Below are 14,874 nucleotides of genomic sequence, written 5' to 3'. Positions count from 1 at the left end.
ACCTCGGATGGCGCGCACATTCCGGGCGGCGGATCGGCCACGGCGCACACTCCCGACCACGGACCGCCCACAGCACACACTCCCGGGCGCGGACCGCCCACAGCGCACACTCCCGGGCGACGGATCGGGTTCGCGCCCGACTCGAATGCCGACACGTTCGACTACCGCACTCGAGCGCCCCCGAACACGGCGAGCAGATCCGACTTCCGGCCCCAGAGCTCACTCGCCGCGAGCGCCTGCTCGACGGTGAGCATGCCCGAGGCCAGCCCCAACACGACGGCGGAATCCCCACGCAGCACCGTGCCGGGGTCCTCGCCGCCACGCTCGACACGCGCACCGGTCTCGTCGACGTGCACGATCACGGTTTCGTCGTCGACGGCGAATCCGATCGTCGTCGGCTCGTCGGTGCGCCGGTCGCGCAGCAGCGCGTCGAGGGCGACCACCAGCCAGTGTCCACGGAAGGTGTCCTCCCCGGGCCCGGAGATCATCAGCGGGGTGCTCCATTTCACCAGCGCCGCAACGGTATCGCGGAGCTCGCTCCCCCAGGGCGTGAGCGTGTAGGCGACGCCGTTGCTCTCGGTGTCGAGGGTGCGGGCGACGACGCCCACCTCCTCGAGTTCCCGCAGCCGGGTGGCGAGCAGATTCGTCGCGATACCCGGCAGCCCGTTCAGCAGCTCGTTGTAGCGGGCGGGGCCGACGAGCAGTTCCCGCACGATGAGCAGACTCCACCGCGCGCCGACGACATCGAGCGCGCGCGCCAGACCGCAGTATTCCCCATAGGACCGCATTGCCCTTGCTCTCCTCGGCCCCCTACTTGACTTTCTACCGCTTACTTGAACATACCTCGGGAAGGCTCGACAGCTGTCGGCCCGGGCGTCGGTCGCCGGGTGCGGATTCGCCGGAACCACAAACTTCCGCGCCAGCCGGTGCCGTTCACCGTCTACGACATTCGTTCGGGTGCTTCATGATTCGCGCGGGAACTGCGACCTCCGCGTGCTCCCCCGACTCGGCGGCGAATCCGACCCCGCCGCCGTTCTGCGCCCGGCATGTCGGCAGCCCGCACAGCATCGTCACCGCCCACCTCGTCGACGCCGAGGGTGAGCCCACCGCACGGGTGCGCGACGAGATCCGCGCGACGAGATCATCGCCTTCCGCACCGGACGTCTCGGATGAGCGTGTCGACCGACGGCACGACCACACCGAACAGGTCGCCGATAGTGGTGAGAGCGGCGGTCTGGAGGTCAGCCGTGGGAACGGTGGAGCCGTCCGGCCCCGACAACGGCCGGGTGGCGGTCGGCACCACGCCCTCGGCGTACCGCGGCACCTTCCGAGGGCCGGAACCGAGGTCCGCGCGGACCTAATCCGCCGCCACCGCCAGGTAGGTGAGATAGCTGGGATGGTCGGGGTCGACAACTATGGTCTGGCCCTGGATCTTTCGCTTCACCGCGGGCGGCAGGAAGTGCCGTGGGACGCTGGTGGGGGCCACGGCGACGCGCAGGCGATGCCCGGCGCGCAACACCGCCTCGGTGGGGTTGATCTCGATATCCAGATCGAACGGCTCCCCCGGCACCACCGGCAGCACCGCGTCCGCGCGCAACGTGTGATGCGGGAACACCAGTTCACCGTTGACGTAGCGGCTCCGCCGCTCGTCGACCGCGCGCAGCGAGGACAGCAACGCACCCCGGGTGAGCGCCGCCGAGGTGCCGTCGGGCTCCACGTCGGTAACCGTGACCGACCAGAAGGCGTCCGTCCCATGTGCTTCGGCGCGCAGATGCACCGTGAGCGGGCCGGAGAGCACCAGATCGGTCGCCAGTGGTTCGGTCGTGAAGGTGACCGCGGTGGCCTCCGCGCGCCGGTCGTCGGCTCCGAAGCGGCGGCCGAACAGGGTGGCCACGCCCAGGGACATGAGGGCGGTGTTGCCGGAGGCCAGGCTGCCCCGGACGGTGGGCAACGGCAGCCGGGTGATCTCCTCGGGCGGAGCGGATTCCAGGGAGGCGTCGGTGTCGGCGTGGTCGGCGGCTCCGCTGGGCCGCGCGGTGAGGTAGAGCCGACGCACCTCGACGGCGGGGTCCGGGAACCGGGTTCGCGTCACCCATCCCCCGCCGCCCTGCCGCCGCACGGTCACCGGCCCGTACCCGTCGATGCCGTTGTCGATTCCCTTGAGCCACTTGTCGAACCACGCGCATTGCAGTTCGTCCAGGGCGGGCGGGTTCCCGGGTGCGCCGAATCCACTGCCGACGCTGATGTGGTAACCGTCGTCGACGAGCACCTGCTTCGCACCGTCGGTCAGCGCGAGTCGGTCGAACATGTGGAAGTTGGAGCGGTTGTAGACGTCGTGCCACGCGCCGTGGATCCAGGTCGCCGCCGTGACGTCCTCGAACCGGGGCAGCCGGGCCGCCCACTGGTCGTTGAGGAAGCCGTCGGGATGGCCGTCACCGGTGGCGATGCGGGCGGCGAGGCCCAATCCGCTTGCCGGATAGCGGAACCGATCCCGCAGGTACGGTCGCAACACCCGGTTGCGGACCATGCCGCGCGGGGAGGGCAGGAACTTCCCGGCGTTCACCGCCGCCAACCACACCGCCATGCCGGGCGTCGGCACGCCGCCGGTGAGCCCCAGCTCCCGCACCGGATCCTCACCGGCGACGATGGCGAAGACGGCGTCGAGGCCCTCCGGCCGCTGACCGGCCGCGATCAGGGCGGCGATACCACCGTAGGAGATGCCTGTGATCGCGAGATGTCCATCGCACCAAGGCTGTTCCCGTATCCACCGCAGCACCTCGACGTAGTCCTGATGTTCGCGTGGGCTGAAGAAGTCCCAGGTGCCGGTGGAGGAGCCGGTACCGCGCACATCGACCACCAGATCGGCGTACCCGCGCGACACCAGCGTGCGATTGAACGCCCACACGTCCACCGCGCCCCCGGCCGGGGTGTGCAGCAGGTCGCGGCCACGGAAGCGACGCCGATCCGACGGCCGCACCGCATGTCCCGCACGCCGCGCCACCCGCCCGAACCGCCCGGCGACCCGATTGCCCATGCGGTTGTACGGGGTGAAGTTCACGACGACCGGGAACGCGTCGGGCACCACCTCGGTGCGCCGGTAGGCGGGGCGGGTCAGATCGGCGCACAGCACCGCGCCGTCCGACATGGGGATCGTGACCGTGGTGTCCACGTGCACCGTGGGATACCGCTCCGGGCCGATATCGAACCGGGTGTCGGGCGGTAGGGGTACGGGAGCCGGGGTGATGGGTGCGGCCATGGAGCATCCTCTCGACATCGTTGTCTGGGCCACGATGGCCCGATCGCCATGCAACAACGGTAGTGCCGGACAAATAGTGCTGTCTACGGCTTGATTCGTCCGTCCCAGACGATTACGGTCCGTTATCTGATTCGTAACGGTTGACCTCAACCCAGGTGGCCGACGCCCTGCGCCTGGCCGAATCCGAGGCGCTCGCCGCCGACGGACGCGCCCCCACCTTCGACACCATCGTCGACAGCGCGCTCTTCCACGTCTTCGGCGAGGAGCCGGAACTGCGCGCCGAGTACGTGCGCAGCCTGCACGCGGTGTGCGAGCCCGGCGGTCGGCTGCACATCCTCGCGCTGTCGAATCGCGAACCCGGCATCGGCCCGCGCATCGGCGACGACATCATCCGCGAATCATTCAGCGACGGTTGGGAACTGGAGGAACTGAGCCCGTCCCGCTATCTCGGCCGGGTCACCGAACCGGTGGCGGCGGAGGCGGCGGGACTGGAGGTACGGGACGGCCGGGTGGAGGTGGCGGCCTGGCTGGCCCGCCTCCGTCGCCGGTGACCGTCACCTCGGTCCGTCACCGCAGTCCCGAAAAGTCCCGCAGCACCACGTGGTTGCGGTCGGCGCAGCTGCCCAGCGCGTAGTCCGGCAGCAGGCCGAGATACTGGCGGCGCGTGCGGGTGCTCCAACGCCGCGCCGCCATCGCCCGGGTCTTGTAGAAGTTGACCGTATAGCCGCCCTCGTACACCCGCAGCAGCACATAACCGCCGGGATATTCCTTCACCGAGGCGATTTCGAGGAACTCGACGCCCACCGCGGTGTCCGGCCGGGTGCGGCGGGTGCGGTGGGTGTGCCCGCTGTGGTGCAGGAACACCCCCGGCGCGGCCCGGTAGAGCGCGTGCAGCGCGGCGGCGCTCGCGCGATCCAGGACGAATCCGGGTCCGTGCGAATTGCTCACGGCGGCATGGGCCGTCACCGGATGATGACCGAAGACGAGGGTGGGGCGGTCCGGTTCGGCGGCCAGCAGTTCGCGCAGAGCGGCGCGCTGGTCGGCGTCGAGGATGCCGCCCGCACCGCGCGGGCGCGTGGTGTCCAGGCCGATCAACCGCAACCCGCCCAGTTCGTGGTCGACGAGCCGCTGGTGCGGATGGAAGACCGAACCCCACGGGTCGTCGTCGGCGTCCTCGAGCTGGTCGTGATTGCCCCGGCAGACGAAGTAGTCCCGGCCCAGCGCACCCCAGCCGTCGAGTCGGTCGCGCACGCCGCGCGACTGCTCCGGAGAGCCCTCGTCGGTGAGATCGCCCGCCACGACCAGATGGTCGGCCGCACGATCCGGGGTCCGGAGGTCGTCGAGCACGGCCCCCAGCATCATGTCCGGATGGTCCTCGTCCTCGTGGCGCATGCCGCTGGGCACGCCGGGCAGGAACAACCCGCTCTCCCGTTCGCCGAAGTGAATGTCGTTGGCCAGGGCGATGGTTCGCAGCAGCCGTCCCGGCGGTGGGGTGGCCGTGGTGACGACGCCGGTCGATTCGGGGGCGTCGGCCTGCAAGGTGACCAGGGTGCGGGCCGGGCGGGCGCGCACCCCGTCGGAGTACGCCTCGAAGCGGTAGGAGCGTCCCGGCTCCAGGCCGGTGACCTCGGCGTAGTGGTAGGCCGTACGACGGGTGTCGGCGAACCGGACCGGCAGCGATCCGACGCCGTCCGCGGGACCGATCCGCACCTCGGTGTCGGCGGGCACCGGCCGCGGCCGTCCCAGGCGGTCCCGGGTGCGCGTGGTCCAGGTGAGCACCACCGAGGTATCGGTGACGGTGACCACCTCGAGATCCGAGGCACGCACCGAATCACGCTGCGGACGAGCGGATTCCACTCGCACCACGGTGAAGTGCGAGCGACGGTACACCGGTGTGCGCACCGTGAGGGCGGCCGCTCCGGCGGCGACATTCGCCAGCCATACGGTTCGAAGCAACGGATCCACCATGGTGCCCTCCACGATGTCGGCTCAGCTGTATTCCGACCGTACGGTGGACAGTTGAACGCTTCGGAGCCCGCGCATGACGTTTCGAGTCTGGACCGGCGAATTCTGTCGCGGGCCGGGACGGCCGCGAACGCTCAGGCCGTGCGCGACGACCGTTCCGCCCCCGGCGCGCCCGACGCCCCGACCAGTTCGGCGAAGCGGGCGGCCACCTTGACGTGGTACATCTCGAACAGATCCTCGAACAGCGCCAGCTGCGCCGCACTCGGTCCGCCGTCGGACTCCCACACCGCCAGCAGGGCGCGCCACACCAGGACGTGCAGGTCCGGTCCGGCGGCGTAGTACGCGGCGACCGCCTCGGGCACGTCCAGCACCGTCTCGCCGATGGAGTTCAGCACGGCCCGGCGCATACCGAGGTCGAGCACGGTGAGCAGCCGCCGCACCAGATCCAGTTCCAGGGCGAGCATGGCACGATGATCCGGATCGGGCATTCGGGCAACGGTTTCCAGCTCGTCCACGGCGGCCGCCAATTCGTTCGGATCGAGCCGCTCATCGCCGTCGGTGTAACCCACGAGAGCGTCCAGGACGATGCCGCGCTCCTCGGCCACGATGCCGCGGAACATCTCCGCGGCCACCTCGGGCGCGCCCAGTGAGAGCTGGAAGACCCGACGGTAGACCTCCGCGCCCCCGTCCGAGCGCACATCGCGAATCACGAAGCCCTTGCCCCGGTACGCCTGGGCGAACCCGTAGGACTCCAGCCTGCCGAGCACCAGCTGCGCGGTGGCCCGGTTCATCTCGAACTCCTCCGCGACCTGCCGCACCGAGGGCATCAGGTCACCCGGTTCGTACACTCCCTCGACGACACGGCGGGCCAGCTCGTCCGCGACATCGGCGACTACCGTCTGAGCTCCCATCGCATCGTCCCTTCCTGCCGTTCAACGTCTGAGACAGTCTAGCGCCCCGGGAGCGGCTCACCTCCGCATCCGAACGTGTGGCTGCGCACAACCCGCCGCCGCGTGCTATCCCGACGCCGTCGCCCCGGCGATTCGGGCCAGATTCACCACGCTGGCTCTTGTCCGCGCGTCCCGGCGACTCACAAGATGAGGGGATGACCGCCGAACCCGCCCTGCTGCCGTCCTCGATACGGGAGGCCTTCGCACCCGCCGTCACCTATCTGAACGCCGCCAGCTACGGACTGATGCCGATCACCGCGGTGGACGCGGCCGGAGCCGCCGAACGCGAACGCATGCGCGGCGAGTTCGACATCCCCGCCGTCGACGCCGTGGCCGCCTCCTGCCGGGAATCGTTCGCGCGGCTCACCGGGATGCGCGCCGATCAGGTGGCGCTCGGCTCGCAGGTATCGCAGCTGGTGGGCCTGGTGGCGGAGAGTCTGCCCGCGGGCGCGCACGTACTCGTGCCCGAGGGCGAGTTCACGTCGGTGCTGTGGCCGTTCCTGGCCCGGCCGGAACTGCACGTGCGCACCGTCCCGTTGGCCGATATCCCGGAAGCCGTTCGCCCGGAAGACGATCTGGTGGCCGCCGCGGCGGTGCAGTCCGCCGACGGCGCGGTGCTCGATCTGCCCGCCACCGTCGCTGCGGCCCGAACCCACGGAGCGCGAACGCTGCTCGACCTGAGCCAGGCCGCGGGCTGGTATCCCGTGCACGACACCGGGGCCGACTGGGTGGTCAGCGTCGGATACAAGTGGCTGCTCGGCGCGAAGGGCACCGCCTACCTCGCGGGCACCGACGAAGCACTGAATACGCTGCGGCCCTTGGCCGCCGGGTGGTACTCGGGCTTCGACCCGTGGCAGACCTGCTACGACGGCCCGCTGCGGCAGGCCGAGGACGCCCGCCGCTTCGACGTCTCGCCCGTCTGGCCCGCCGTGCTGGCCCAGCGCCCGGCGTTCGACCTCATCGAAGCCGTCGGCATCGAGGCCATCCACCGGCACGATGTCGCACTGGCCAACCGGCTGCGCGCGGGACTGGGCCTGCCCGAGGGTAATTCGGCGGTGGTCTCGCTCGCCGTCACCCCGGACACCCTGGAGCGGCTGCGGGCGGCCAAGGTGGTGGGCTCACTGCGCGCCGGACGGCTGCGGCTGGCCTGCCACCTGTACAACACCGAGGACGACATCGACCGCGCCCTGAACGTGCTGAACGGCTAGCTCACGGCGCCAGTTCCACGCCCCGCAGCCGTAGATCGGCGGCGATCCAGTCCACCCCGGCCGCGGTCGCCTCCAGGGTGTCCGGCCCGATCCAGCGGGCCAGACCCCACAGCGTCAGCGCGGCCGCGACCGGACGCCACTCGGCGACGATCTGCGCCGGGGCCGCCTTGTGCCGGGGTGTGCCACCGGCGTTCACACTCGACCCGCACACCAGCCGGTAGAGCAGGCCGCGCAGCCGGTGCGCCGGTGTTCCCGCGGGCTCCCCCGACGGCACGGCGGCCGAATCCCGCTGCGCCCCGGTCAATTGATGGACTTCCTCCGGTGTCAGGAAGCGCCGCGACGGCCACTCCGCCAGCCCCGCGAATTCGCGCTCCTGCCCCACCCCGTTCGCCTTCACGACGCCACCGTATGCGAGCGGCGACCGCGACCACACGACCCCAACACCGTGGGCATCCCGGACCCGGTGGGGACAGTGACGCCGATCTGAGGCCGGTCCATCGGCCCCGGGGCACTGTGGGATAGGTGCCGGGCACTGTGGGATCGATGCCGGGGGCACTGTGGGATCGATGTTGGGGCACTGTGGGATCGGCGGCGAGTGTGGTTGGGTTGTCGGGGTGGACGGAACTCCCTTCGGACGCTATCGCCTCCTCGGACTGCTCGGCGAGGGTGGCATGGGGCAGGTCCATCGCGCCTACGACACCGAGACCGATCGGGTGGTCGCGCTGAAGGTGCTGCCGCCCGACTTCGCCCACGATCCCGTGTACCGGGAGCGATTCCGCCGGGAGGCGCAGGCGGCCGCCAAACTGACCGAGCCGCACATCATTCCGATCCACGCCTACGGCGAGATCGACGGTCGGCTCTTCCTCGACATGCGGCTCGTCGAGGGCATCGACATGTCCACCCGGCTGGCCACCGACGGCCCCATGTCCCCGACCGCGGCGGTGTCCTATGTCGGCCAGATCGCCGCGGCACTGGATGCCGCGCACCGGGCCGGACTGCTGCACCGAGATGTGAAGCCCTCCAATGTGCTCACCACCGCGGACGGTTTCGCGTACCTCATCGACTTCGGGATCGCACGCGGCGGCGGCGACAGCAGCCTGACCACCACGGGCGCGGCGGTCGGCACTTTCGCGTACATGGCTCCCGAGCGGCTCGCGCACGACGAGTGCGACGGCCGGGCCGATGTGTACTCGCTGGCCTGCGTGCTCTACGAATGCCTCGCCGGGGCGAAGCCGTTTCCCGGGGACAGCGTGGAGCGGCAGATCGCCGCGCACCTGTCGAAACCGCCGCCGCGTCCTTCGCTGGCGGACGCGCGGATTCCGGCGACCTTCGACGAGGTGATCGCGCACGGAATGGCGAAGGACCCGGCGCAGCGCTATCCGTCCGCGGGCGCGCTGGCCGCGGCCGCGCGGGAGGCGCTGACGGGCGGCGTGGCCGAGGCGGGCGGCGGGTCGTCCAGAACGGCCGCCACGCAACTCAATACGACGCCCGCGCCCCCGCCCACCCCGCCGTATTCGCATCCGGTGTGGACCCGCACCAGGGCGACACCGGGCACGTCGACGCGCCGGACCGTGCTGGCCGTGAGCACCGGGGTCGCCCTGCTGCTCGTGGCGGCGGTGGTGATCGGCCTGCTCGTGGACCGCGAGTCGTTCTCGGCGGGGCCGACCGGCAGCGCGAGTCCGGGGCCGCCGCTGGCGACGTCCACGGTCGCGGCGACAACCGGTGCGACGACACCGCCCCTGACGCCGACCGCGCCCGCACTGGGCCCGTGGCGGGCCGACACGACCACCGAGGTCACCGCTCCGGAGTCGAGCGCCGTCGGGCTGGCGAACTACGTCCGCGACCACTACGCCCTGCTGCCGTCCGACACCGCCGCCGCGTGGGCCCGCCTGACACCGCGCTATCAGGGCTTCGTCGGTGGCTACGCCGCGTATCAAGACTTCTGGGGCACAGTCGGTTCCGTCACGGTTTCGGAGGTAAGTCCGAATCCGGCGGATCTGACGGTCACCTACCGGCTCTCGCTCCGCTACGCCGACGGTCGCACCGGAACCGAAACCCGGCGGGCTCAGTTGGTGCGGACGGATGACGCGTACCGGATCGACAGCGCGGAGCTCGTACCCTGACACGCGCGATCCGAAACCTTTATGTCCGTTTCATTGCAGGTCATCCGACCGAACCTAACGGTGCGTAATCGAGCGATTGTTGGGCGTGTCGCGCGCGGCACGCCGAGACGGACTGGACTGAGGGCAAATCCCCAGTTTCGTCTGAGCGAGCCATCGACTATTAATGGCATGTGCGATTGCCACTCGTGAACACCTGTCCAGGGTCGGATCGTCTGCTGCGGGAGGAGATATGACGATCGAGTTTCCGTTCGAGGACGATGTCACGCAGCTAGCCAATCGCGTCGAGAAGGCGCGGGGACGGCTGGCGTATCAGTTCGATCCTGCCCTGACCGAAGCGCTGTCCGAAGACGAGCTGGCTGCCGAACGGGAGCTGGCCGAACGGATTCGCATCCAGGACCGCGAACAGCGATGGAAGCAGGTCCAGGCCACCGCGGCGGCGGCCGACCGCGCCAGGGCGACCGGCGAGGAGATCGAGAAGGCCGATATGCGAGATCTGCTGATGGCGCGCAAGGCCATCGCCGCGCAGCGACGCGAATCCAGCCCGCATGCGAAACTGGCCTCGCTCTACAAGCACCGTGCGTGGTCCCTGCGCGCCCTGGCCGGTGTGGTCGGCGCGGGCATGCTGTGGTCCGCGGTCAACGTGCAGCAGAACATCGCGCCCGGCGGCCCCGGCAATCCGCTGTTCTGGTTCAGCTACCTGCTCGAAGGCATGATCAGCGTCTGTCTGATCATCATCATGATCGGCACCAACAAGGTGGCCGAATGGGGTGTGCTGGAGAACCGCCGCCAGGTGCACATCGCCGAATTCGCCCTGCTCTCACTGACCGTCGGCCTCAATACCTACCCGTACGTGGCCGCCGGGGACTGGTACGAGACCGCGGTGCACGCCGTCGCGCCGGTCATGATCGGCGTCGCGCTGCTCATCCACAATGCCGTCAGCGCGCGCTACGGCCAAGCCATCGGCCATGCCACCGAACAGATTCGGGGCCTGCCCGATCCGGCCGAGCAGATCCGGCAGAAGTTACAGGTGCGCAGGCTCTCCACCATGGCGGACTACAAGATGACCGCGCCGCACCAGGCCGTCGAGAAGGCACCCGAGCGCACCGAGACCAAGGAGGGCAGCCCGAAAGATCCGGTGCTGGACGCGGAAACGGTTCCCGCCGAGGATGCCGAAGCCGCGGGCAAGGGCCGCACTCCGGCCCTCGAGGCTGCCCCGGCCGACCGCAAGGGCACCCCGGCGACCACGAAGAACGGTGCCGCACCCAAGCGCAACGGCACCGCGTCGGCCACCGCCGCCACGAACACCATCCCGGCCCCCGCGGCGCCGGAGAAGCGCACCACGGCGGCCGAGACCACCCGCGCGTCGGCCGCTGCGGCCGCCGAGCTGGACGCCATCTGGGCCGAGACCATCAGCTCGCCGGTGATCGCGGGCAAGAACAAGGACGACAAGGACGGCTCCGACGCGAGCGATATCTACGACACGGGTCAGTTCCGCGTCGCGGACGACCTCGAGCGTGAACTCGCCGAAATGCAGGCCGAGCGCCGTCGCGCCCGCACCACCAAGCAGCGGCGGAACTGAACCGGCCGCTCCTGAGCGCAATCGCTGACGTCCCGGTCGGATGCATCCGACCGGGACGTCGGCGTTCCGGCCATCGGATGTCGATCGGTCAGTAGCGGCGGGCGCCGGTGATCGGCATATCGCCGAGTTCGGTCTCGGTGACGCCGACGCCGTAGGTGGAGGCGTGGATGATCCGGCCGTCACCCGCGTACAGCGCCGAATGCCCGCCGCCGTAGAACGACACCAGATCGCCGGGCTGGAGCTCGTCCACGCCGACCGGGGTGCCGACGGCCAACTGGCCCTGACTGGTACGCGGCAGATCCACTCCCGCCTCGCGATAGGACCACTGCACCAGACCGGAGCAGTCGAAGGAGTCCGGCCCCGTACCGCCCATGCGATAGGCGGTGCCCAATTTGGAGCGGGCGGCCTCGACGGCCCGCTCCCCCGTGGTCGGACGGTCCGGAACCGCCACGGGGGCCGGATGGTCGGTGACGCCGGGGATGCCGACCAGTGGGGGCACACCGTCGGGCACGGGGAACGTGCCGAGCCCCGCGACGGTGACGCTACGGGAAGCCGCCGGGGCGGCGGCTGGTTGCGGCGCTGGCGGCGCCATGGCCGCCGGGGCGGCGTCGGGGACGGTGAGCACGCCCGGCGCGGTATCGAACGTCGATGCGCCCGGCGCGGGTCCGGGGCCGAAGCCGAAGCTGCCCGCGATGTCGTTCGGAATCTCGATGACGCCGAAGCCGGGCACCGCCACCGGCTCGGCCTTCGCCGAACCAGCGGAGTAGAGCAGAGCCACGGCGAGGCCCGCGGCGCCGAGCGCCCCGACCACCAGTGGCCGCCAAGAAATGTGCCGTGCGAAGAAACGAAACCGTTGTCTGTCTCCGCCTGTTTCCATGATGCAGTCCTCCGATCGAGCTGTGAGCTACTCGGTTGACACTCATCACATCCACACTTCGACATTGCATGGTTCGCTTGTTCACAGGGTTATGCACAGTCCGACACGCGAGTTTCGATAACGAACGACTAACGTAACGCACCACAATGCGGCGCATCGCTGTGTCCAATTGGACACAGCGGACCGGGCGGCAGGCACGAGAATCCGGTCGTCACGGCGATTTTCGGCGCCCAATCCGGAGGCATCGCACGCATGCGTGCGAGACTTTTCCGGCATCCGCCGACGCTCCTCATCTTTGGAGGATTGTTCATGATCAAACCCCCTGGAACTGCGGCAATCCCCCGTGAACGCGATGAGTTCGGCGCACGCGACGGTCTTCTGGGCGAGGTTTCGGCCTGATGCGGAAATCCTCGTCCGACAGTGCCGAATACCCGCCGTCGCGCAATATCGGATGGCAGCGATCGGAATTCGAGGACGGCATTGCGGAGGGCAGCCCGATAGCCATTCGACTGGGCACGGTACCGCCGCCGCAGGAGGCCGCGCCCACCGTGCTGGAATTACCCTCGCTCGCGGCGGGTGAGGGACCGCTGAGCGAATGCGAGCACGCACAGCTGGCCGTCTGCGAATCGTCGATCGATACGCTGCGCCAGGCATTCTGGTCGGCCGGGCGGGCATTGCAGATCGTCCGCGACGGCCGCCTCTACCGCAATGGGTACGCGACCTTCGACGACTACGTGGAGCAGCGCTGGGATATGCGGCGCTCCTACGCCCACAAGCTGATTCGCGCCTGGCCGCTGGCCGCGCGCCTGCACCGGCACGCGCCCGCCATCAACGAGGGCCAGATTCGCGAACTGCTGCCGGTGGCGGCCGAACACGGCGACGACGCGGCTGTGACGGTCTACACCACCCTCGCCGCCGAGAACGTCAAGATCACCGCCGCCACTCTCCGCGAGGCGGTGGCGCTGCTGCCGCCGCGCTTCGACGAAGCCGATGTGGTCGAACGACTGCGCGCCTGGCAGCGCGGCGACCGCCCCGAATCCACGACCGCCCGCCGCGCCGGGCCCTTCGCCGCGATGGAGGCGCGCCTCGCCGCCCTCACCCGCCGCGCGGTCCGCGAGTCCAGCGGCGACCCCGCCGCCGCCCGCGAATTCGCCGCCGCACTGCGCACTCTGGCCGAACGAATCGAGCAGCAGATCGGCTGACGATGCACCACGCGGTGCCGCGGCACAACACGCGTTCGTACGACCGGCCGCGCGCCCCGTCGCACCCGGTCCGGGTTCGAACGATCCGCCGTACCGCAACCCGGAGTAGGCGCGCGCCTCGTCCGCACCCAATCCGGGTTCGAACGATCCGCCGTACCGCGACCCGAAGTAGGCGCGCGCCTCGTCCGCACCCAATCCGGGTTCGAACGATCCGCCGTACCGCGACCCGAAGTAGGCGCGCGGCTCGTCCGCGCCCCTCGGCTCGGGCGGACGCGTTCGGTGATCGGGCATTAGTCCAGTGCCCGCGACCCGAAAGGCGGGATCACTGCGTGCACCCCGACCCGAAACACGGGGCCTCGGTGTCAGCGGGGAGAGCGGGTGGTCTACTCGCCCACCGCGCGGCGCATGCGGGCGCCCGCGGCGCGCTCGCGGGTTTCACGGGCGGTTGCGGCGTCGAACATCTCCAGATGCTCGAACATCGGATCCTCGTCGTCGGGTTCCAGGAGCGTGGCGCGTCGCAGCCGGGTGCGCGCGCTCTCCCGGTCGGGTGAACGGTGATCGACGACGCGGCGTGGAGACTCCTCCTCGTCGTCGTCCGCATCCCCGCGGTGGCGGTTGCGGGCCAAACGGGCGGTGCGGCGGCGGCGGATATCCTCCTCGATCCGCACCTGCTTGCGCAGGTAGGCCAGATAGCCCACCAGGACGGCCGCGGACAGCGCGCACAGCCCCCACACCCGCGACGACACCAGCAGTCCGCCCGCGGCGAAAAGCACCACGCTGCAAGCCAGTCCGAGCACGGCCCGCTGGCGGAAGCGGTAGCGGGCGGCGCGGGCGATGGCATCGGCCTCCGGGTCGTAGCCGCCGCGACCGCGACGGGAAGGCACGAAATCCCGCTCGTCGTACTCGGATTCGTCCTCGTCGTACGGCTCCGGCGTGCGGGCGGCGGGAATTCGGGCCATGACGGTCGAGGCGCGCGCCGCGGCCGGAACTGACTCGTCGTCCGCCACGTGGTCGCGATCGTCTGTGCCTGAGTCGGATCCGGCATCGGAGTCGACGTCGTAGTCGGAGCGAGGGTCGGCATCCGAAGGGGGGTCGTCGTGCATATCCGCCTCGTAGGCGGCATCCCGCTCGTAGTCGTCGCGCACGTCATCGTCATCGACGCCGTACCCGTCGACCGGGGCTTCGCCGTGGATCCCGGGATCGTCGGCATCGAACTCGTCGGCCGCCTCCACCCGATCCTCGTCCGCGTCGACGAATTCGTCGTCGAGGTCCGCGCCGGACTCCGCGTTCGGCGCGACAACCGTATCGACTTCGCGGTCGGCCTCGAAATCGTCGTCGCCGGTGGCGGTCTCGTCGTCCGATCTCGTCATCCGATCCTCCGCATCATCGGTGTGGGGATGCTCAACTCTCCGGGTGGGTACATAGTCGGGGTCGGTGTCATGGCCGGCGGCGGGCCGTTTCCTGATGAGTCGCTTGGCGTCACCACGATGCAACACCCGGGTCGCCAGGGCCGCGTCGGTCGTCTGCCGAATGCGCGGGTGCCGTCCGGCGAGCATGGGGAACAGCACGAATACCCAGAGCACCACCAGACCGATCCACAAGATCGAATTCGGCATCGTGCTCCACCTCCGTCCCGCCAGGCCCCAGTCCCTTCGACAGCAGTCCCTTCGACATGCGCCGCATGGTGGTGCAGGCGCACCACCGACGTCCGTAG

At 70.0% G+C, this 14,874-nt stretch carries 12 protein-coding genes; 5 read left to right on the top strand and 7 right to left on the bottom strand.

All coding sequences use genetic code 11. From position 1 onward, the window contains the following. Nucleotides 1-161: 161 nt before the first annotated feature. Nucleotides 162-788 carry a helix-turn-helix domain-containing protein gene (locus QJS31_RS22490; RefSeq protein ID WP_282778578.1) on the bottom strand — a complete coding sequence of 209 codons (627 nt, stop codon included), beginning with the start codon at nt 786-788 and terminating at the stop codon, nt 162-164. Nucleotides 789-1,357: 569 nt separating this feature from the next. Next, the gene (locus QJS31_RS22485) at nt 1,358-3,256 is read right to left on the bottom strand and encodes a CocE/NonD family hydrolase (RefSeq protein ID WP_306357616.1); all 1,899 of its coding nucleotides are present in this window, start codon (nt 3,254-3,256) and stop codon (nt 1,358-1,360) included. A 140-nt stretch (nt 3,257-3,396) separates the two neighbouring features. Here QJS31_RS22485 and QJS31_RS22480 point away from each other — a divergent pair, with 140 nt between their 5' ends. Next, on the top strand, nt 3,397-3,807 hold the full coding sequence (locus QJS31_RS22480; RefSeq protein ID WP_306357615.1) for a hypothetical protein: 411 nt from the start codon (nt 3,397-3,399) through the stop codon (nt 3,805-3,807). A 16-nt stretch (nt 3,808-3,823) separates the two neighbouring features. Here the strand turns inward: QJS31_RS22480 and QJS31_RS22475 are convergent, their stop codons facing one another. Together QJS31_RS22475 and QJS31_RS22470 are read right to left on the bottom strand one after the other, a co-directional pair. Next, nucleotides 3,824-5,224 (bottom strand): metallophosphoesterase, encoded by a 1,401-nt coding sequence (locus QJS31_RS22475; RefSeq protein WP_306357614.1) that lies wholly within the window; start codon nt 5,222-5,224, stop codon nt 3,824-3,826. Nucleotides 5,225-5,355: 131 nt separating this feature from the next. Further along, the gene (locus QJS31_RS22470) at nt 5,356-6,132 is read right to left on the bottom strand and encodes a GntR family transcriptional regulator (RefSeq protein WP_306357613.1); all 777 of its coding nucleotides are present in this window, start codon (nt 6,130-6,132) and stop codon (nt 5,356-5,358) included. A 194-nt stretch (nt 6,133-6,326) separates the two neighbouring features. Here QJS31_RS22470 and QJS31_RS22465 point away from each other — a divergent pair, with 194 nt between their 5' ends. After that, complete coding sequence (locus QJS31_RS22465) at nt 6,327-7,379, top strand: aminotransferase class V-fold PLP-dependent enzyme (protein ID WP_282778568.1); 1,053 nt, start codon at nt 6,327-6,329, stop codon at nt 7,377-7,379. Nucleotide 7,380: 1 nt separating this feature from the next. Here QJS31_RS22465 and QJS31_RS22460 read toward each other — a convergent pair whose 3' ends face one another. Beyond that, nucleotides 7,381-7,776: a hypothetical protein gene (locus QJS31_RS22460; protein ID WP_306357612.1), complete on the bottom strand. Its 396-nt coding sequence runs from the start codon at nt 7,774-7,776 to the stop codon at nt 7,381-7,383. Nucleotides 7,777-7,993: 217 nt separating this feature from the next. Here QJS31_RS22460 and QJS31_RS22455 point away from each other — a divergent pair, with 217 nt between their 5' ends. Continuing rightward, the gene (locus QJS31_RS22455; protein WP_306357611.1) at nt 7,994-9,502 is read left to right on the top strand and encodes a serine/threonine-protein kinase; all 1,509 of its coding nucleotides are present in this window, start codon (nt 7,994-7,996) and stop codon (nt 9,500-9,502) included. Between the two features lie 229 nt (nt 9,503-9,731). Next, nucleotides 9,732-11,081, top strand: coding sequence for a hypothetical protein (locus QJS31_RS22450; RefSeq protein WP_039817154.1), 1,350 nt, complete (start codon nt 9,732-9,734; stop codon nt 11,079-11,081). 88 nt (nt 11,082-11,169) lie between these two features. On the opposite strand, the gene QJS31_RS22445 is transcribed toward QJS31_RS22450, so the two are convergent. Next, complete coding sequence (locus QJS31_RS22445) at nt 11,170-11,958, bottom strand: C40 family peptidase (protein ID WP_282785071.1); 789 nt, start codon at nt 11,956-11,958, stop codon at nt 11,170-11,172. Between the two features lie 398 nt (nt 11,959-12,356). Between QJS31_RS22445 and QJS31_RS22440 the strand changes: the two genes are divergently transcribed. Further along, entirely contained in the window at nt 12,357-13,160 is an 804-nt protein-coding gene (locus QJS31_RS22440; RefSeq protein WP_306357610.1) for a hypothetical protein, read from the top strand. 383 nt (nt 13,161-13,543) lie between these two features. Here the strand turns inward: QJS31_RS22440 and glpR are convergent, their stop codons facing one another. Beyond that, nucleotides 13,544-14,776, bottom strand: coding sequence for a gephyrin-like molybdotransferase receptor GlpR (gene glpR / locus QJS31_RS22435; RefSeq protein ID WP_306357609.1), 1,233 nt, complete (start codon nt 14,774-14,776; stop codon nt 13,544-13,546). Nucleotides 14,777-14,874 lie beyond the last annotated feature (98 nt).

This window comes from Nocardia sp. CC213A, from assembly GCF_030766805.1.
GTDB lineage: Bacteria > Actinomycetota > Actinomycetes > Mycobacteriales > Mycobacteriaceae > Nocardia > Nocardia otitidiscaviarum.
Note: the sequence above shows the minus strand (reverse complement) of the source record. Positions and strands in the feature narration are given on the sequence as shown.